22 protein-coding genes are annotated in these 18,513 nt (G+C 52.3%); 14 read left to right on the top strand and 8 right to left on the bottom strand.

The features are described from left to right. Nucleotides 1-16: 16 nt before the first annotated feature. The gene (gene araF / locus IM313_RS15965) at nucleotides 17-1,006 is read right to left on the bottom strand and encodes an arabinose ABC transporter substrate-binding protein AraF (RefSeq protein ID WP_008500409.1); all 990 of its coding nucleotides are present in this window, start codon (nucleotides 1,004-1,006) and stop codon (nucleotides 17-19) included. Between the two features lie 787 nt (nucleotides 1,007-1,793). On the opposite strand from araF, the gene IM313_RS15960 reads away from it, so the two are divergent. Further along, on the top strand, nucleotides 1,794-2,297 hold the full coding sequence (locus IM313_RS15960; RefSeq protein WP_192971749.1) for a non-heme ferritin-like protein: 504 nt from the start codon (nucleotides 1,794-1,796) through the stop codon (nucleotides 2,295-2,297). A 162-nt stretch (nucleotides 2,298-2,459) separates the two neighbouring features. Next, complete coding sequence (locus IM313_RS15955) at nucleotides 2,460-3,803, top strand: anaerobic C4-dicarboxylate transporter (protein WP_028013661.1); 1,344 nt, start codon at nucleotides 2,460-2,462, stop codon at nucleotides 3,801-3,803. Between the two features lie 40 nt (nucleotides 3,804-3,843). Here IM313_RS15955 and IM313_RS15950 read toward each other — a convergent pair whose 3' ends face one another. The 3 genes from IM313_RS15950 to IM313_RS15940 form a co-directional block, all read right to left on the bottom strand. Then, on the bottom strand, nucleotides 3,844-4,095 hold the full coding sequence (locus IM313_RS15950; protein WP_008500405.1) for a DUF2766 family protein: 252 nt from the start codon (nucleotides 4,093-4,095) through the stop codon (nucleotides 3,844-3,846). 109 nt (nucleotides 4,096-4,204) lie between these two features. Next, the gene (gene azuC / locus IM313_RS15945; RefSeq protein WP_014884364.1) at nucleotides 4,205-4,288 is read right to left on the bottom strand and encodes a stress response protein AzuC; all 84 of its coding nucleotides are present in this window, start codon (nucleotides 4,286-4,288) and stop codon (nucleotides 4,205-4,207) included. A gap of 118 nt (nucleotides 4,289-4,406) precedes the next feature. Further along, entirely contained in the window at nucleotides 4,407-5,045 is a 639-nt protein-coding gene (locus IM313_RS15940) for an RpiB/LacA/LacB family sugar-phosphate isomerase (protein ID WP_028013662.1), read from the bottom strand. A 254-nt stretch (nucleotides 5,046-5,299) separates the two neighbouring features. Here IM313_RS15940 and yecR point away from each other — a divergent pair, with 254 nt between their 5' ends. From yecR to tyrP, 3 genes are all read left to right on the top strand, one after another. Then, the gene (gene yecR / locus IM313_RS15935) at nucleotides 5,300-5,638 is read left to right on the top strand and encodes a YecR family lipoprotein (RefSeq protein ID WP_049001189.1); all 339 of its coding nucleotides are present in this window, start codon (nucleotides 5,300-5,302) and stop codon (nucleotides 5,636-5,638) included. 203 nt (nucleotides 5,639-5,841) lie between these two features. Continuing rightward, on the top strand, nucleotides 5,842-6,339 hold the full coding sequence (gene ftnA / locus IM313_RS15930) for a non-heme ferritin (protein WP_028013664.1): 498 nt from the start codon (nucleotides 5,842-5,844) through the stop codon (nucleotides 6,337-6,339). A gap of 244 nt (nucleotides 6,340-6,583) precedes the next feature. Then, the gene (gene tyrP / locus IM313_RS15925) at nucleotides 6,584-7,795 is read left to right on the top strand and encodes a tyrosine transporter TyrP (protein WP_041909407.1); all 1,212 of its coding nucleotides are present in this window, start codon (nucleotides 6,584-6,586) and stop codon (nucleotides 7,793-7,795) included. A 34-nt stretch (nucleotides 7,796-7,829) separates the two neighbouring features. On the opposite strand, the gene IM313_RS15920 is transcribed toward tyrP, so the two are convergent. Then, nucleotides 7,830-8,498 carry a YecA family protein gene (locus tag IM313_RS15920; RefSeq protein ID WP_049001195.1) on the bottom strand — a complete coding sequence of 223 codons (669 nt, stop codon included), beginning with the start codon at nucleotides 8,496-8,498 and terminating at the stop codon, nucleotides 7,830-7,832. Between the two features lie 415 nt (nucleotides 8,499-8,913). On the opposite strand from IM313_RS15920, the gene IM313_RS15915 reads away from it, so the two are divergent. From IM313_RS15915 to IM313_RS15880, 8 genes are all read left to right on the top strand, one after another. After that, entirely contained in the window at nucleotides 8,914-10,035 is a 1,122-nt protein-coding gene (locus IM313_RS15915; protein ID WP_049001196.1) for a branched-chain amino acid ABC transporter substrate-binding protein, read from the top strand. Between the two features lie 99 nt (nucleotides 10,036-10,134). After that, nucleotides 10,135-11,049 carry a branched-chain amino acid ABC transporter permease gene (locus tag IM313_RS15910; RefSeq protein WP_028013668.1) on the top strand — a complete coding sequence of 305 codons (915 nt, stop codon included), beginning with the start codon at nucleotides 10,135-10,137 and terminating at the stop codon, nucleotides 11,047-11,049. Between the two features lie 11 nt (nucleotides 11,050-11,060). Beyond that, nucleotides 11,061-12,335 (top strand): high-affinity branched-chain amino acid ABC transporter permease LivM, encoded by a 1,275-nt coding sequence (livM, locus tag IM313_RS15905; protein ID WP_192971793.1) that lies wholly within the window; start codon nucleotides 11,061-11,063, stop codon nucleotides 12,333-12,335. After that, nucleotides 12,332-13,207 (top strand): ATP-binding cassette domain-containing protein, encoded by an 876-nt coding sequence (locus tag IM313_RS15900; RefSeq protein WP_048956507.1) that lies wholly within the window; start codon nucleotides 12,332-12,334, stop codon nucleotides 13,205-13,207. The genes livM and IM313_RS15900 overlap by 4 nt, the downstream gene beginning before the upstream one ends. Next, nucleotides 13,204-13,920 (top strand): ABC transporter ATP-binding protein, encoded by a 717-nt coding sequence (locus IM313_RS15895; RefSeq protein ID WP_049001202.1) that lies wholly within the window; start codon nucleotides 13,204-13,206, stop codon nucleotides 13,918-13,920. Before IM313_RS15900 ends, IM313_RS15895 begins: the two co-directional genes overlap by 4 nt. A 161-nt stretch (nucleotides 13,921-14,081) precedes the next feature. Further along, complete coding sequence (locus IM313_RS15890; RefSeq protein ID WP_049001204.1) at nucleotides 14,082-14,441, top strand: hypothetical protein; 360 nt, start codon at nucleotides 14,082-14,084, stop codon at nucleotides 14,439-14,441. 1 nt (nucleotide 14,442) lies between these two features. Continuing rightward, nucleotides 14,443-14,895 (top strand): DUF3828 domain-containing protein, encoded by a 453-nt coding sequence (locus tag IM313_RS15885; RefSeq protein ID WP_028013673.1) that lies wholly within the window; start codon nucleotides 14,443-14,445, stop codon nucleotides 14,893-14,895. A 474-nt stretch (nucleotides 14,896-15,369) separates the two neighbouring features. Further along, nucleotides 15,370-16,065, top strand: a complete 696-nt coding sequence (locus IM313_RS15880; protein ID WP_226849380.1) for a DUF4145 domain-containing protein — start codon at nucleotides 15,370-15,372, stop codon at nucleotides 16,063-16,065. A 148-nt stretch (nucleotides 16,066-16,213) separates the two neighbouring features. Here IM313_RS15880 and IM313_RS15875 read toward each other — a convergent pair whose 3' ends face one another. Next, on the bottom strand, nucleotides 16,214-16,534 hold the full coding sequence (locus IM313_RS15875) for a hypothetical protein (protein WP_193034360.1): 321 nt from the start codon (nucleotides 16,532-16,534) through the stop codon (nucleotides 16,214-16,216). After that, on the bottom strand, nucleotides 16,534-16,773 hold the full coding sequence (locus tag IM313_RS22595) for a hypothetical protein (RefSeq protein WP_047362811.1): 240 nt from the start codon (nucleotides 16,771-16,773) through the stop codon (nucleotides 16,534-16,536). Before IM313_RS22595 ends, IM313_RS15875 begins: the two co-directional genes overlap by 1 nt. Nucleotides 16,774-16,859: 86 nt before the next feature. Between IM313_RS22595 and IM313_RS15870 the strand changes: the two genes are divergently transcribed. Then, entirely contained in the window at nucleotides 16,860-17,126 is a 267-nt protein-coding gene (locus tag IM313_RS15870; protein ID WP_100170073.1) for a DinI family protein, read from the top strand. A gap of 118 nt (nucleotides 17,127-17,244) precedes the next feature. Here IM313_RS15870 and IM313_RS15865 read toward each other — a convergent pair. Further along, the coding region (locus IM313_RS15865) for a tail fiber domain-containing protein (RefSeq protein ID WP_193056100.1) at nucleotides 17,245-18,513 on the bottom strand (1,269 nt) is incomplete at its 5' end.

Raw genomic sequence — 18,513 nt, 5'->3', positions numbered from 1 at the left:
GCACAATCACAGCGTATTACTTACCGCCCAGTCCCTTTTTCGCCAGTTCCTCTTTGAAGTTGTCGCGGGTAATCAGCACCACGTCGGTCACTTCGGTAAATTTCGGCGGTTCAGCCCCTTTGGTGACCCAGTTGTAGAGCATTTCGCTGGATTTGTAGCCGTGAACGTCCGGGCTTGGCAGCAGAGAGCCGTAGAAGCCGGTGGCCTGCGCTTTGGACAGCTCGCTCACCGCATCCACGCCGTTGATGCCGATCCCGATAACGTCAGGCGCCTTGAAGCCCTGACCTTCCGTCGCACGCACGCCGCCCAGCACGGTGTTGTCGTTCATGCCGACCACCAGCCAGTGCTTCACTTCCGGGTGCTGGACCAGCATAGAGTTCGCCGCGTCAAAGGCGCCCGGGATGTCGTTAGATTTGGTTGGCACTTTATAGATCTGTTTTTCAGGGAAGCCAGCCGCTTTCAGCGCGTCCATTGAACCGGTCGTACGACGACGCGCCGTGTCCAGCTCGTCTGCGGTGATGGCCATGACGGCGGTCTCTTTCACATCCCAGCCGCGTTTCTGCATCTCTTTATAAAGCTCCTGCCCCTGACGTTCACCGATTTTGGTCGCCGCCATCATGACCAGCGGAACGCTGTCCATCGGTTTGCCTTTGGCGTTAACGAACTGATCGTCAACCGCAATAACCTTCATGTCGTAACCGCGGGCTTTCGCCGCAATTGCCGATCCGAGTTTTGGATCCGGCGTGCAGATCACAAAACCTTTCGCGCCGCTGGCCGCCAGGCTGTCGATGGCGTTCAGGGTTTTTTCACCGTCCGGCACGGCGATTTTAATCACTTCAAAACCTAAATCTTTTCCGGCTTTATCAGCGAATTTCCATTCGGTCTGGAACCAGGGTTCTTCCGGCTGTTTTACCAAAAAACCGAGTTTTAAATTCTCAGCGATAGCGGATTGTGACATAACGGCAGCCAGACCGATGGCCGCCAGCGCTTTAGTAAATTTGTGCATGGTAAACTCCAGCTTTAGCATTCTTTTCTGTAGGGAAGATTTGCGTGCTTCTTATTTAATCGGACTTAAAACAAGGCATTAGCGCTTACCTCGTCATAAGCGTTATTGCTGGTGATAGTTTTAGCGGGAAATTAATCATCCATAAGAGAGCCCCATCACACCGCAGAATTACAGTAATTGCGTACATAAATTCAGCGAAAAATGACATAAAAAAGGCAGGAATTGTCTGACAAATGAAAGCAGGGTAAGCAGAATTATCCATAAGATTAGCTAAGAAATCCCTGATGCCTTACGGCGGATGTCGCTGCGGCTCTCCCCTGACGGGGAACCATGCTTTTCATCAAAAAAACGAACGCGTCATAAAAAGGCGTTATTCCGTTAAAATTGACTTAGCGCAAATTCAGCAACGCATCATATATTTGAAATGAATAATCTGTATTTATTTTTCTTACAGAGCATTATTCCGGCTAAATGCTCACGAAAGTAAATCAGTATCCATCGAAAGACACTTAGCCTTTAATATCAACAGGTTAATAAAATTTCATTTGGTAGCTATATATTTGTATTTTTGTACTATATTAAACTTTGTAATGTATGGTAAACACAGCCTAATTAAGAGTTTTCTTAATCATAAGACAAAGGTATGCTTATTTATATCGAACACAGGAAGTGAATTTTCGATCGATTTTAGTCACTGCAAAAATTGCAATTCTGTTTTTCTTCGTATTTGCCTGGCTGTCAGGTTAAGCAGCGGATATCACGTCCCACAGTCTATAAGGATATGAGTATGGCTACCCAAACGATGATGCAAAAACTTAACGCGCAGATGAACCTTGAGTTCTACGCCTCGAACCTGCACCTTCACTTAAGTGCATGGTGTTCTGAAAAAAGTCTCACGGGCTCTGCCACGTTCTTTCGTTCACAGGCACAAAGCAACGTCACCCATATGATGCGCGTCTTTAACTTCCTGAAGGCCGCGGGGGCTAACCCGGTTGTTAAAGCCCTTGATGGGATCAACGAAAATTACTCTTCTCTGGAAGAACTGTTCCAGAAAACGCTGGAAGAGCATGAGCAGCGCTGTACGACGCTCAACAAGCTGGCCGATGAAGCCAGAGCACAGCATGACATCATCACTCTTAAATTTTTACGCGATATGGATAAAGAACAGCAGCAGGACGGTGTGCTGCTGAAAACGCTGGCGGATGAGATCCACAATGCGCGCCAGGCCGGTTTACGCCCGGAGCAAGCCGACCGCCACCTGCTCGATCTTGTGACGGTGCAGCACCACTAAGCGTTTAACCTGCCTTGGCCCTGGTTCAGGGGGGCAGGTTCCTTCTTATCTCCCCAACCCTCTGATTTGCTGAAATTTAACAAATCAGATCTCGCTCTCAATGATTAACCTTACAAAATGTAATGATTTATTTAATTACATAATCATTGACGAGGGAAAAGCATGATCACCATTGAGTTTGTTGTCATTCTCCTCTGCCTGCTGACGGGAACACGTTTCGGCGGCATGGGGCTTGGGTTAATCAGCGGTATTGGCCTTTTTATTTTGTGTTTTGTCTTTGGGCTCCAGCCCGGCAAGCCTCCGGTTGACGTCATGTTAACCATTCTCGCGGTGATAGGCTGTGCCGCTACCCTGCAGACCGCGGGTGGCCTCAACGTCATGATGCAGTTTGCTGAACGCCTGCTGCGCAAACACCCGCAGCACATCACGCTTCTCGCCCCTTTTACCACCTGGATGCTGACCTTTCTGTGCGGCACCGGGCACGTGGTCTACACCATGTTCCCCATCATTGCGGATATCGCCCTGAAAAAAGGGATCCGCCCGGAACGCCCAATGGCGGTGGCATCGGTGGCATCCCAGATGGCGATCACCGCGTCTCCGGTTTCCGTCGCCGTTGTGTCGCTGGTCTCCATCCTGGCCGCACAGCATGGGATTGGGCACGCCTGGGGGATCCTGGAAATCCTCGCCGTATCGGTTCCCGCTTCGCTTTTCGGCGTCGCGATAGCGGCCCTGTGGAGTTTACGTCGGGGGAAAGATTTGGCTGACGACGGGGAGTTTCAGGAGAAACTGAAAGATCCCAAACAGCGCGAGTTTATCTATGGCGGCACGGAGACGTTAATGAACCAGCGTTTTCCGAAGCAGGCCTACTGGTCGACATGGATTTTCTTTGCCGGTATTGCGGTGGTAGTCCTGCTCGGGGCTTTTCCCGAACTGCGCCCGGCCTTCGAGCTGAAAGGTAAAATGACGGCCCTGTCGATGAACCTCGTCATTCAGATGATGATGCTCATTGCCGGTGCCGTGATGCTGATGGCCTGCAAGGTCAATGCCTCAGCCATCTCAAACGGTGCGGTATTCAAGGCCGGTATGGTGGCGATCTTCTCGGTGTTCGGGGTGGCGTGGATGAGCGATACCTTTTTCCAGGCGCATCTCGATGAGTTAAAGCTGGCGCTGGAAGGGGTGGTGAAAAGCCATCCGTGGACGTATGCCATCGTGCTTTTCCTGGTGTCGAAGCTGGTAAACAGCCAGGCGGCGGCCCTGACGGCCGTGGCGCCGATGGGATTGATGTTGGGCATCGATCCAAAAATGCTGATCGCCTTCTTCCCGGCGTCCTACGGCTATTTTGTTCTGCCGACCTACCCGAGTGATTTAGCCTGCATCGGCTTTGACCGCTCGGGAACAACCCGCATCGGCAAATTCATCATTAACCACAGCTTTATTCTGCCGGGGCTAATTGGCGTGAGCTGCGCCTGCGCGGCGAGCTACCTGCTGGTCCAGACCTTCTTTTAACGATATCAACGGGCGACACGCGCGGTCGCCCGTTCGCGTTTTAATGAGACTCGCCCTGCGGCGTAAAGCGCAGTTCAATCAGCGCGATGGCTTTCTGGATCGCGCGAAGCGTCACCGGGTCGGCAGCCGCGGGATGGCTGGCAAAATCGATGTTTTTCAGCTGCGTGGACATCTTCTCGCGCACTTCAACCGGTGCAATAACGTCCAGAACATCAAGAATTTGCTTGATAACCAGCTGACAGGCGACAACGTCAGAGACCAGTTCCTGATCGGCGCTCAGGTTTTGTGACATGGGGCTTTCTCCTTATTCAAAGGCCGCCATAGTATCAAAACGTGGCCCGTGACATCTGCCCTTCATTGCCGCAGGACACAAAAAAACCCGCCGAAGCAGGTTTTTTTTATCAGAACATGGCGCCAGGCGGCACGTCTTTAAAAGTGCGGCAGTAATTGGCCCACATACTTTTCAGGATTTTGCGCAGTTTCATTGTGATGCTCCATTAACTTGTTATACAACTTTATCGTCAATGTGCCTATAATATGACCATCGTCACAAAAATCAATATTTTTGTGACGAATATCACAATTTAAACTGCGCAGTGCGCATTACCCCACGATACTGCGAACAAAATCCTCGATCGCTTTATCCTGGCAATTTTCAAAGAAGCACTGCTGGAAACGCGGGCCGGAAACAGCGGTCTTCACCAGCTCAGGATCGATGGCGCGCAGCGAGTCAAGATAGTTATCTTTTACCACGGCCGCTTTTACCTGGTTCAGAATACCGGCGTTACGCACCTGCGGCTCTTTACGCTCTGGAGGATAACCCTCCCCTTTTCGGCCGGTAAATGCCTTTTCAAAGATAAAGCGAACGTTTAGCTCCGCTCCCCAGCCAAACCCTTTGGCAAAAGGCAGAGAGAGCGCATTGCCGTTATTGATTTGCGCGAAGAGAAACGCGTCTGCGGGATCGATGCAGTAGCCGCATATCACGCCAGGGTGGATGTTTAACGACATCAGCGCCCCCTGCCCGGTGCCGCAGCCGGTGACCACGAAATCCACCGCTTTCGCATTCAGCAAAATGCTCGCCATAATGCCCAGGTGGATGTAGGTCAGGTGATGATCGTTTTCGTCGCTCATACCCACGTTGTAAACCGGGAACCCTTTTTCATCGGCTACCGTTTTCAGCTCTTTTAATATGACTGGGTTTTTAGCCGCCTGGCTGTTTTCCATCATCAGTGCAATTTTCATCGTGTCTCTCCAGAATGCGCTGCGGGCACTCCCCGCCATGGATACCTGTTCCCGTTCATTCTGGCATCAAATAAACAGACTTTCAAAGTAAATGAAATGCAGTTTTAAAAACTAAATGCACGCTCACAATTTTGTGAAGGGGAGGATCTACGCCGTCCGTTGCAAAGAGTGAGGGTAGATCGTCCGGCTATTCCTGGCATTGCAGCGGGCATCTGCGGGTACGATAACGTATTTCCATCCACTCAGAGCGAACCATGAAAAGAGCCATCGTAGCCGCTACAGTCCTGCTGCTCGCGGGATGCAGCGTTAAACGCCAGGCGGAAATCAGCAGCCTCGACGCGCCGAACGGCATTGTCCGCCTCGACTATGGCCAGGCCGTGCTGCAAAACGCCTGGTCCGATGAATATGTTAATAACGGTACCGCGGTAAAAGCCTGTCAGAACATGGGCTATGCCACCGCCTCTGCCTACGGGCAACCGGTCAAAACCTGTACCCTGACAAGCGGCTCTTTGTGCCTGAACGAGAGCGTTACTATCCAGTATAAGTGCATAGGGTATGCCGTTAACCCTAAGGCAAATAATCCCTGGTATTAACCAAAGCTGCCAGCGTTTGCTGGCGCTTTATTTAACTAAGAACAAAAATAATTCGCATTAATAAAAATAAATATCGCCAATGCGTTTTATTCCCATTCGTATTTTAAAAGAACAAATATTTAATTTTACGTTTTGCAAATAATTAAATAACAAATTATAGTGTCGCTCATTATGAACCCGTTATAATAATCCGGAGCGCCACCATGCTGAAAACTGAAATGATCGACAAGCTCAATGCACAAATGAACCTTGAGCTCTATTCATCCCTTCTCTACCAGCAGATGAGCGCCTGGTGCAGCTATCACAGCTTTGAAGGTGCGGCCGCGTTTCTGCGTCGTCACGCCCAGGAAGAGATGACCCACATGCAGCGCCTGTTTGATTATCTGACCGATACGGGCAGCCTGCCGCGCATTGAGAACGTGGCATCGCCTTTTGCTGAATATAATTCTCTCGACGAACTGTTCCGCGCCACCTACGAGCACGAACAGCTGATAACCCAGAAAATTAACGAACTGGTTCATGCGGCAATGATCGGCCAGGATTATCCAACCTTTAATTTCCTGCAGTGGTACGTTGCGGAACAACACGAAGAAGAGAAGCTGTTTAAATCCGTGCTGGATAAATTATCCCTGGTGGGTAAATCCGGCGAAGGACTTTACTTTATTGATAAAGAACTGTCGACTCTCGATACGCAGAATTAATATCAGCGCGGTGCCGGTTTCCGGCGCCGCACTAATTTACCTTTCCCTGCATTAAAACACGCATTTTATTCCCCGTACGCCCTATTTACGTCACGCCTGACCGTCGCCCCACTCAGGATGGGCAGTAGCGCAATACGTAAACCTTTCATTACACTCCTTGTAACGGTGGTTTGACGAATTACCGCTTTTGCCTTACTCTGCGCCGCAGATTTTGTTGCGGTTAAGCGTCGTTGTAGAGGAAAGCGTGAAGAACAGAACCCTGGGAAGTATTTTTATCGTCGCCGGAACGACGATTGGCGCAGGAATGCTGGCAATGCCTCTGGCTGCCGCGGGAGTGGGATTTGGGATGACCCTGCTGCTGCTTGGCACGCTCTGGGCACTAATGTGCTATACCGCACTGCTGCTGCTTGAGGTTTACCAGCATGTGCCCGCCGATACCGGGCTGGGTTCGCTGGCGGCGCGCTACCTGGGACGCTACGGCCAGTGGATCACCGGCTTTAGCATGATGTTCCTGATGTATGCCCTCACGGCCGCGTATATCAGCGGTGCCGGGGAGCTAATCGCCTCCAGCGTCAACGACTGGTTTGGCTCTGACATTACCCCTGCAACGGGGGCTATCTTCTTTGCGCTTATTGGCGGCGGCGTGGTCTGCGTGGGCACATCGCTGGTCGATCTCTTTAACCGTTTTCTCTTCAGCGCCAAAATTCTGTTTCTGGTTGTCATGCTGGCGCTGCTGGCACCGCACGTGCACAAGGTGAACCTGCTGACGCTGCCGCTGGAGCAAGGGCTGGCGCTTTCCGCCATCCCGGTCATTTTCACCTCGTTTGGCTTCCACGGCAGCGTGCCGAGCATAGTCAGCTATATGAACGGTGATGTCCGCAAGCTGCGTCGTGTGTTTGTTATCGGCAGCGCCATTCCGCTGATCGCCTACATTTTCTGGCAGCTGGTGACGCTGGGTAGCATTGACTCTTCAACCTTCGTCGGGCTGATGGCGCAGCACGCTGGCCTGAACGGTTTTCTGTTGTCGCTGCGCGAGGTGGTCACCTCGCCGCACGTGGAGCTGGCGGTTCACCTGTTTGCCGACCTGGCGCTCGCGACCTCGTTCCTGGGCGTAGCGCTCGGCCTGTTCGATTACCTGGCCGACCTGTTCCAGCGTCGCAATACTGCCGCCGGACGGTTACAGACCGGAGCCATTACCTTCCTGCCGCCGCTGGCGTTTGCGCTGTTTTACCCTCGCGGGTTTGTGATGGCGCTGGGCTACGCGGGGGTGGCGCTCTCTGTCCTGGCCCTGCTGCTCCCTTCCCTGCTGGCGTGGAAAAGCCGTCAGCAGCATCCTCAGCAAGGATATCGCGTCGCGGGAGGAAAACCGCTGCTGTGCGTTGTGTTTGGCTGCGGGGTAATGATTATTCTGGTGCAGGTGTTGATTGCCGCCGGGATGCTGCCGGAAGTGGGTTAAAGATAAAAGGGGCTATCATCAGCCCCTTTTTTTATCAGTGCAGGCAGCAGCTCTTAAACTTCTTCCCGCTGCCGCAAGGACACGGATCGTTACGCCCCACCTTCGTGCCGTTCACGACAGGCTTCTTCGCTTCCGGCTGCTGCGGGTTCTCCACCCAGTAGTTGTATAAGCGCAGGGCCGCAGGCTGGATGCTCTCGATGCTGGCGATATACTCCTCTTCGGACAGTTCATCCAGCTTCTCGCTGTTCTCTTCCGTTCCGTGCAGGGCAATCACGTCGAGATCGGCCTTCAGGGTTTCCGGCAAGGCTGACCAGTCCGTCAGCGCCACGCCGCGCATGTAGCCATAGCACCACTCTTCGACCACGGTGTAACTCTCACCGTCAACGTCGTTATAGCCGAACAGCGGCTCAAACTGATCCGGATATTCGCTCAGGCGCTCGGCAATGTCGTTCATATGCTTAAAGCAGAGATCGATAAAACGGTTCATCTCGCGATCGTTTTTCCAGCGCGGGATGTACTTCTCTCCGCCCCACACCGCCACCAGCCAGGCATCTGGCTCAACGACAACAGGGCCGGAAAGCACTGCAGTAAGCATGCCGTCCAGTTCGGACACGTCAATCACGGACGCATCGTCATGACCGTAAGACATTAATGTCTCTTCCAGCCACGCCATTTCGCTTTCATTTAATGGACCTTCCGTCATCGCGGACACTCCTGATAAAAAAGGAAAGGATCCTACCACAGATCGCACGCCTGCCCTGGCTGAAGTTTAGGTCTTTATTGCTGCAAAAGTGTGCAAATCGTGACCGTTGCACAACTTATGGGCTTTATTGTTAACGATGTGTGATCTCCGCTGTAAATTCTTCTCCTGGCGCAGGGCGGGATAACGCGGCGCTCTATACTCAAACATGTCATAACCCCGTCAAGGGGTTAACCATTCTGGCAACGTTTTTGCTTGCTGTTCTTCGCGCGACGCTGCGCATGGAAACCTCGCCGTATCACGCAGGATGCCGTTCGTTTAGTGCATTTTGTTCTTGCTCGTGTTTTTGGATTGGCTGCGCCCTGGGCGTTCAGGCTTACGCCGTGGTGCAAAAACCTCTTTGCTAAGGAACATAATAATGTCGCTGAAATTTATCAAAACGCCTGTTTCTCTTGTGCTGGCCGGTTGTCTGGTAACGGCATTTTCCGCCCGGGCAGATATCGTGATCGGTGTCGCCGGACCGTTCACGGGCCCTAATGCCACCTACGGCGATCAGTACTGGCACGGCGCAACGCAGGCCGCCGAAGACATTAACGCCGCAGGCGGTATTAACGGTGAGAAGATCAAGCTGGTTCAGGGGGATGACGCCTGCGAGCCTAAGCAGGCGGTGGCCGTCGCCAACCGCTTAGTCGACCAGGATAAGGTCAACGCCGTGGTCGGCCATTTCTGCTCCTCTTCCACCATGCCCGCCTCCGAGGTGTATAGCGACGCGGGCATCATCGCGATTACTCCCGGCTCAACTAACCCGCAGATCACCGAACGCGGCATGAGCGACATGTTCCGCATGTGTGGCCGCGACGACCAGCAGGGTCAGGTCGCCAGCGACTTCATTATCGACAAGCTGAAAGCCAAACGCGTGGTCATCATTCACGATAAAGACACCTATGGACAGGGGCTGGCAGACGCCACCAAAGCGGCGCTGGCGAAGCGCGGGGTGAAGGATGTGATGTATGAAGGTTTATCCCGCGGTGAAAAAGACTTTAACGCGCTGGTGACGAAGATCGGCGCGCAAAAACCGGACGTGGTGTTCTTCGGCGGCTGTCACCCGGAAGCTGGCCCGCTGGTTCGCCAGATGCGTGAACAGGGGGTGCAGGCGAAATTCTTCTCCGGCGACTGCATTGTCAACGAAGAGATGGTGACGGCAGCGGGCGGCCCGCAATATACCAACGGCATTTACATGACCTTTGGTAAAGATCCGCGCCTGATCCCGGACGGTAAAGGGGTTATCGACAAATTCCGCGCCGGTAAATTCGAGCCGGAAGGTTATACCCTCTACTCCTATGCCTCCGTACAGGCCATTGCCGCAGCCTTCAAGGCCACCGGCGGCAAGGATTCCGCGAAAGCCAGCGAGTGGCTGAAAGCCAATTCTGTCGATACGGTGATGGGCAAAAAAGCCTGGGACAGCAAAGGCGACCTGAAAGTGTCTGACTACGTGGTTTATCAGTGGGACGACAAGGGAAAATATAAGGAAGTGCAGTAACGGGACGGAATCACGCTCAACGTCGGCGGGCTTGCCCGTCGGCGCGTAATAAACATCAGGCTGCGCGCCTCGCGCAGCCTATAAAACGAGCGCGCTAAGATGAGTACATTCTTCCTGCAGCAGTTAGTCAATGGCTTAACGCTGGGCTCCGTCTACGGCCTGATCGCCATCGGCTACACCATGGTGTACGGCATTATCGGGATGATCAATTTCGCCCACGGCGAAGTGTATATGATTTCCGCCTATCTCTGCGCCATTGGTCTGGCGCTGCTCTCTTTCTTCGGGCTTGAGTCCTTCCCCCTGCTGATTCTGGGTACGCTGGTGTTCACCATCGCGGTAACTGGCGTGTACGGCTGGACTATCGAGCGTATCGCCTACAGGCCGCTGCGCAACTCCACGCGCCTGGCGCCGCTTATCTCCGCCATCGGGATGTCGCTTATCCTGCAAAACTACGCCCAGCTGAGCCAGGGCCCGCGCCAGCAAGGGGTGCCGACCATGCTCGACGGCGTGATTCGACTGCATCTTGGCGACGGGTTCGTGCAGATAACCTACACCAAAGTGTTTATTCTGCTCGCCTCGTTTGCCGGCATGCTGGTGCTTACGTGGATAATCAACCATACCCGGCTGGGGCGGATGTGCCGCGCGGTACAGCAGGATCGCAAAATGGCCTCTATTCTGGGGATCAACACCGACCGGATTATCTCCCTGGTCTTTGTTATAGGCGCGGCGATGGCCGGCCTGGCGGGCGTGCTCATCACCATGAATTACGGCACCTTTGATTTCTACGTCGGGTTTGTGATTGGCATTAAGGCCTTTACGGCGGCGGTGCTCGGCGGCATCGGTTCCCTGCCCGGCGCCATGCTCGGTGGCCTAATCCTTGGCGTCGCAGAAGCCCAGTTCTCGGGCATGGTGAACTCGGACTATAAAGATGTCTTCTCGTTTGGCCTGCTGGTCATGATCCTGATTTTCCGGCCCCAGGGTCTGCTCGGGCGTCCGGTTGTGGCCAAAGTGTGAGGAAGAGAATGATGACATCGCACGGTTTTTCTCTCAAGCGCTGCGTTCTGGACGCGATTTTTTCCGGGCTGATTGCGCTGATTATCTTCGGCCCGATTGCTGGCGTGGTGCTGGACGGGTACAGCTTTAACTTTGCCGGACAACGGCTGGCCTGGATGGTCGGCATTGTAATGCTGGGGCGTTTTCTCTTGAGCGCTTTTTTGGGTACCGCCGCGGGCGCTCGTTTCCAGGCGCGCTTCGAAGCCGATAACGCGGGCGTCTATGTTAGGTCTCCGGACTACAAAAGCCGCATGCGCTGGATTATTCCTCTGGTGATTGCGCTTGCGGTTTGCGTCCCGTTTGTCGCCACCAAGTATGTACTGACCGTCGCCATTCTCGGGCTGATCTACGTGCTTCTCGGTCTGGGGCTGAACATCGTAGTGGGGCTGGCCGGCCTGCTGGACCTGGGGTACGTCGCCTTCTACGCGATTGGCGCGTACGGTCTGGCGCTGGGATACCAGTATCTGGGGTTAGGCTTCTGGAGCATGCTGCCGCTGGCGGCAATCATGGCCGCCGCCGCCGGTGCCCTGCTCGGCTTTCCGGTACTGCGCATGCACGGCGACTATCTGGCGATCGTCACCCTCGGGTTCGGGGAGATCATTCGCCTGATCCTGAACAACTGGCTGACCTTCACGGGGGGGCCAAACGGCGTGTCAGCCCCTCCCCCCACCTTTTTCGGCCTGGAATTTGGACGACGCGCGAAAGAAGGTGGCGTGCCTTTTCACGAGTTTTTCCACCTGACCTACAACCCGAACATGAAGTTTATTTTTATCTACGCGGTACTGTTTCTGGTGGTGATGCTGGTGCTCTACGTCAAACACCGCCTGACGCGGATGCCGATTGGCCGGGCGTGGGAAGCCCTGCGAGAAGACGAAATTGCCTGCCGCTCGATGGGGTTGAATCACGTCCTGGTGAAGCTTTCCGCCTTTACGCTGGGCGCGTCGACCGCGGGGATTGCCGGGGTGTTCTTCGCAACCTATCAGGGGTTTGTGAATCCGACCTCCTTTACCTTCTTTGAATCCGCGCTGATCCTCGCCATCGTAGTGCTGGGCGGCATGGGCTCGACCCTTGGCGTGGTGCTGGCCGCCTTCGTGCTTACGGTAACGCCGGAGCTGCTGCGCAGTTTTGCTGAGTACCGTGTCCTGCTGTTTGGCATGCTGATGGTGGTGATGATGATCTGGCGTCCACGCGGCCTGATCCGCATTAACCGCAGCGGGTTTGCCGTGCGTAAGGGCGTGGCGCCATGAACGGGACGATATTGCGCGTGGAACATCTGATGATGCACTTCGGTGGGATTAAGGCGCTTAACGACGTTAATCTGGACGTGCAGCGCGGCTCCATTACCGCCCTTATCGGGCCAAACGGAGCGGGAAAAACAACCGTGTTTAATTGCCTGACGGGTTTCTATAAGGCTTCCGGCGGCAATATTTTATTTTCTACCCGCACTAAAACGACCAACGTTATTCAGGTCCTCGGACAAAAATTCCAGCCGGGCGACTGGATTAACCCCGCGCAGTTCGGGCAGCGCCTGTTCTACAAAATGTTTGGCGGAACGCACCTGGTGAACCGCGCCGGGCTGGCGCGCACCTTTCAGAACATCCGCCTTTTTCGCGAGATGTCTGTCGTGGAAAACCTGCTGGTCGCGCAGCATATGCGCGTTAACCGCAATCTGCTCGCCGGGATCTTAAACACGCCGGCATATCGGCGGGCGGAAAGCGATGCCCTGGACAGGGCCTTCTACTGGCTGGAGGTGGTGGACCTGGTGGAGTGCGCCAATCGCCTGGCGGGAGAGATGTCGTACGGGCAGCAGCGGCGTCTGGAGATCGCGCGGGCAATGTGTACCGGGCCCGAGATGATCTGTCTGGATGAGCCTGCCGCCGGGCTTAACCCGGTCGAAACGCATAAGCTGAGCAGCATTATTCGTTTCCTGCGCGATCGCCATGACATCACGGTCTTACTGATTGAACATGATATGGGGATGGTGATGGAGATTTCGGACGACATTATCGTGCTCGACCACGGCGATGTGATTGCCAGAGGTAAACCCGAGCAGATCCAGCATGATGAAAAGGTCATTGCCGCCTACCTGGGTACGGATGAGAGCGAGGTGTCCCTATGAGCGAACCGCTGCTGGCTTTTCGCAAGGTGGATGTGTTCTACGGCGCCATTCAGGCGCTGAAGCAGGTCTCCCTGGAGGTCAATAAAGGTGAGACCGTGGCGCTGATTGGCGCTAACGGCGCGGGTAAATCCACATTGCTGATGTCTATCTTTGGCCAGCCGCGCATCCGGAGCGGGCAGATTCTGTTCAATGGTGACGACATCAGCCATCAATCCACCCACTACGTCGCCTCCGGCGGCATTGCGCAGGCGCCTGAAGGCCGGCGTGTCTTCCCGGATATGACCGTCGAAGAGAACCTGCTGATGGGAACCATCCCCATCGGCAACCGGTTTGCGGCTGAAGATATGCAAACCATGTTCGACCTGTTCCCTCGCCTCAAGGAGAGGCGCAAGCAGCGCGCGATGACCATGTCAGGCGGGGAACAGCAGATGCTGGCGATCGCCCGGGCGCTGATGAGCCGTCCCAGGCTGCTGTTGCTGGATGAACCGAGCCTGGGCTTAGCGCCGATAGTGGTGAAACAGATCTTCCAGACGCTGCGCGAGCTGGCCCGCAACGGCATGACCATTTTTCTGGTGGAGCAGAATGCGCACCATGCGTTGAAGCTTTCCGACCGCGGATATGTGATGGTTAACGGGCAGATCCGGTTGAGCGGCAGCGGCGAGGAGCTGCTCGGAAATCAGGAGGTGAGGAAGGCGTATTTGGGCGGATATTAAAACGCCCGCGATAGCGGGCATAAAGATGCCGTATGGATTAACCAAACACCATTATCCAAACAGATAGTGGTTTAATTCCGATCACCCTTATTTACAAAAAACTGCAACTTCCAGGCGTAATGTTTCCCTTGTTAACCATTAAGTCTATAAGGGATTAAATTATGTGGAGTGCCCATAAAGCCGCAGTTTATGCCCGCCAGCATGCGGGCGAGCATAGCCAGAAAAGATGTGCAGAATTTGTTTCAAAAGCCATTCGCGCTGGCGGTGCTAATCTGCAGAACACACATTATGCTAAGAATATGAAAAGCAATTTGATTTTGGCTGGCTTCCATCAGATTTACGGCGAGCCTGTTGAGGGTGACGTGGCAGTGATCCAGCCTACAGCCCACCACCCCTATGGCCATGCATGCATCTATGGCGGGAACGGCGTCTGGTACTCTGATTTTGTTCAGCGAACAATGTATCCGGGAAAAGAATACCGGGAAGTAAAGCCAGCGTATGCAATATACAGGCATGACTAACATGAAAAAAATAATTCTTGCTGCCCTGCTTCTGCCCACTCTCGTATCAGCTGCACAGAAGCTACCCCCTGAGGCATCCGCCGCCCTTCAGTTTAATAAGTGGTACATCTCGCAGATTCTTAGCGGGAAAGAGCCAATAAAAAACTATGAAGCGCTGAGCCGATACGTTACCCGCGAAACAATCAGCAAGCTCAAAGCCATGGATAAGCTGGATCCGGATGAATATGACGTGCCTGACGTCGATATGTTCATAAAGGCCCAGGGATATGATGATGACTGGGGCATCGTCAGTGCGCGGGCATTAGATTACGATGCCGCATGCATGCAGGTGTATATATCATTCGGCAAAAAGCGGGATCACACCGTGATTGACTGCATGGTCAAAGAAAATGGCGCATGGAAAGTTCAGTCCGTGGCAAGCGTGAATATTTCTGACAACCTGAGCGCAGAATGATATCGGCGATATGACAGGGGTACTGATGCAATGCATCTTCGCGAATCCCTGTCGTATCGCCGACAAATACACCTTCGCTCTGGATAACTGAATAACTGAATAACTGAATAACTGAATAATAACAATGATGCAAGAAAGTAGATTTCAGGCACAAAAAAACCACCTTTCGGTGGTTTCACGACACTGCTTATTGCTTTGATTTTATTCTTTGTTTCCCATGGTACCCGGAGTGGGACTTGAACCCACACAGCGCGAACGCCGAGGGATTTTAAATCATGCGTGTTATCTATAACAATCAAATACATACATTTATTTTTCGCCATTAAATCTTAATTTTTAGATCATATGAATCAACAACTTACGCGTATCAAAAAGCCATAATGGCGAAGGAAGTTAAAGAAAAAATCATACGGCTGAACAATTTTCCTTGTATCATTTTTGGCAAATAATCATACATCTTTAATGGGGTGATTTTTGAGCAGTGAAGTTACTATGATAAAAGGACTTTGTCCGACATGTGGCGGGCAACGAAATTGCACTGTGCATGGACATCTCTTAGTTGCATGGGAAGATGATGTTCATCCTGTATACGGAACATATGATCATCACTTACTTCAATGTAACGGATGCTCTACCGTATTTTACCATTTGAATGAACACTTTAGTGAACATACTACTCATGACTACATAAATGGTGAATTCAAAGAGACGCCTATAGACATGATCACTACCTACCCAGCTTTTGATCACATACCAACTCCTTCATGGGTGCCAAAACTCGAATCAGTAGATTTTCAGCTATTTCAGATTTTCAACGAAATGTATTCTTCTTATAAGTCTGGTCATCTAATACTTGCCTCTATCGGACTTAGGACAATTTTTGACCGGACGACAGAAATCCTTCAAATTCATCCTGGTTTGTACCTTGACGAAAAAATAAAACAACTTAAGGATGAAGGTTTTATTGGGGATACTGAAGCCAGTATTTTGTCGACTGTAGTTGATGCAGGTAATGCCGCGGCTCATCGAGGTTGGAGCCCTACGAAAAGGGAATTCGATGAATTGCTAAACTCGATCGAACAGTTTGTTCAACGAACAGTCTTAAGTGTTAAAACAACTACGCATATCGTTGAGAGGATACCTCCTCGCGTGAAAAGACCAAAAAAATAACGCTCCGTCATGGGGTGTCGGGGGTCGGAGGTTCAAATCCTCTCGTGCCGACCAAAAAAACATTGAAAACCAGCCTCTTACGGCTGGTTTTTTGTTTTCGTAAAATTATGATGGCGAAACGATGGTGAAATGATGGTTGAACCCTGCTTTAAATTGTCGGGCAATCATCGTTACCAACCCGGTTAAGACTATGCGTTAGCACACCATATACAGTTACATCATCCAGCGCATCGCCTTCTATCGCTTCACCATCTTCAGTTATCAATGCCGCCCCGTATAGCTTTGCAAACTCTTTCCTGTTATCCATTCTTACCAGTAGCGTATCTCCCTGCTCTGGCCTCAGAGCAATGTTAATCACTGCCCAACCACAGGATGTTTCTATTACCCTGCAGTTTCCGTCAATTCCGCATAGCAGATCTATGGTTAACCGCTGTTCCTGGTAATCCATAGCCGGTGAAGGAAAGCCCATCAGAAAACCCTCCCCATATTACGCAAGATCCAGTAACGGTTATCGCTTCCATCCGTCGTCTTATCAGCAAAGTCTGGTTGGTATCTCTTAATCCATGCATTGGCATCTGCCTGGCTGAAATGCCAATTCCTAACGCGCAATTCAGTGATGAATTTGTCAGTGTTCAAACAAAGATATCCCTTTGGATTCTGTTGTATGGCCGCTAAAAAGGCTGCACGTATATCAGGTTGACGAGGCATAAGAGCACCCTCTATGGACTATTGACTGTATGCATATACAGTAGTATTTTTGTGATTACAGATCAAGTTAGCCAAGAGGGATCGTAATGTTTGTTGAACTGGTATATGACAAGCGTAATGTTGTGGGGCTTGCTGGGGCAAAAGAAATAATACTGGCTGAGCTGACGAAGCGAGTGCATCAGATTTTCCCTGATGCCGAAGTGAAGGTGAAGCCGATGCAGGCGAACGGCTTGAATAGCGATGCAAGTAAAAGCGATCGGGAAAAGCTTAACCGCATGCTGGAAGAAATGTTTGAAGAGTCCGATATGTGGCTGGTTTCTGAGTCCCCGACCGTGCGACAGGTTGGCCTGTAAATATTGGTCGGTTAATATTCCCGATGTTTGCTCGGGCATGAATACTGAGCAATCAGCCGCCGCCCATTCTTGCATACGATGGGAGGCGGCTTACTCACCTGGTGCCTGCGTAAATTATTTACGAACCTGACTGGCTAAGCTCAGAGGCAGCTTTCACCGCTTTAATAACATCACGAGCCTTGTCCGGATCGTTAAGCGCCAGTTCCACCAGGTTAAATAGTTCTTTGATTGCTTCAGTATGGTACGCGGCAGCTACGCCTGATGTATCGAGAAACTTAAAATTCTCGATCACCTTTCCATCGCTGAATTTACGGTCTCCGTATGTCTTAACTGCATCAGGACACCACTTTTCTACATCCTGAGCAATTAGGCCAACGCCCCGACCACCATCCTGAACATCATACGTTACGCCACGCAAAGAGAGTACGGCGGCAAGAGGTTGCGCTACCGGCTCAATATTCGACTTGTGACGCTCGTCAGAACCATTAACCCAGGCGCCCTGAGAAGTGGCGGAACCATCATAATTGAAGCTCCATCGTTTATCACCGGTGCCGTAAGAGGCGCCATTATAGTAAATCGAATACGTCAGCGTGTTTGTTCCTGAACCACGAGTAATCCCGGTAATCCATCCATCGGTATACCAGTTATATTGGAATGCACCTACATATCCTGTCGCGCCTGTATCACCATCTCCAGATACCACCAGTATATTATTGTTTTTGCCCGCCCCCTGCTGCACTCTTCCTCTTAACGCTAGTCCTTTTGCTAAATCAACATCAAGACCACCATTTGCAACAATAACCGAGTTACCGTCTGCCACAAGCGGTGCACTTACCAAATCCAGTTGTCCTGTAAGTTTCCCGCCAGTTTTTTGAAGGGCACCAGTGATGCGAGAATCATCGCCAGCAGCTACGGTACCAGTTACCGTCCCAACACTCCTGGTGGCGCTGTTTCCCAAACCGAGGTTTGTGCGAGCGTCTGCATCATTCGTTGCGCCGGTTCCGCCGTCTGCGACAGCAAGCGCACCGTTGCTCCCTTTCTGTGCCAGTTTACCGATGCCAGGGATGGTTACAGAGGTGCCGTTGATGGTTACGGTGATGCTCTGATTGGCTGAGGTTGTGGCGAACGTCTCCCACGCGCCAATATTCTCGTCAAACTCTTTGATGAGCTGCGACATGGCCTGTGCCAGTCCGTCTACAGAGATATTGTCGGACACCAGGATTCCATACTTCTGGCCACTAAGTGTCGGAGCGGCGGCAGGCGTAACCGTCATTGACGTGGCGCTATTCACGGATGAAATCTGGAACAGTTGCACCGGGTTAGACATCACGATTATCGTCTGGCCAGCGCGAATCTGGCTGGCCGGTGCCGTCCAGTTCGTGCCCGT

It is taken from the genome of Enterobacter cloacae complex sp. P2B (genome assembly GCF_014895985.1).
Lineage (GTDB): Bacteria > Pseudomonadota > Gammaproteobacteria > Enterobacterales > Enterobacteriaceae > Enterobacter > Enterobacter bugandensis.
The sequence above is the reverse complement of the archived record's forward strand: the minus strand, read 5'-3'. Positions and strand labels throughout refer to the sequence as shown.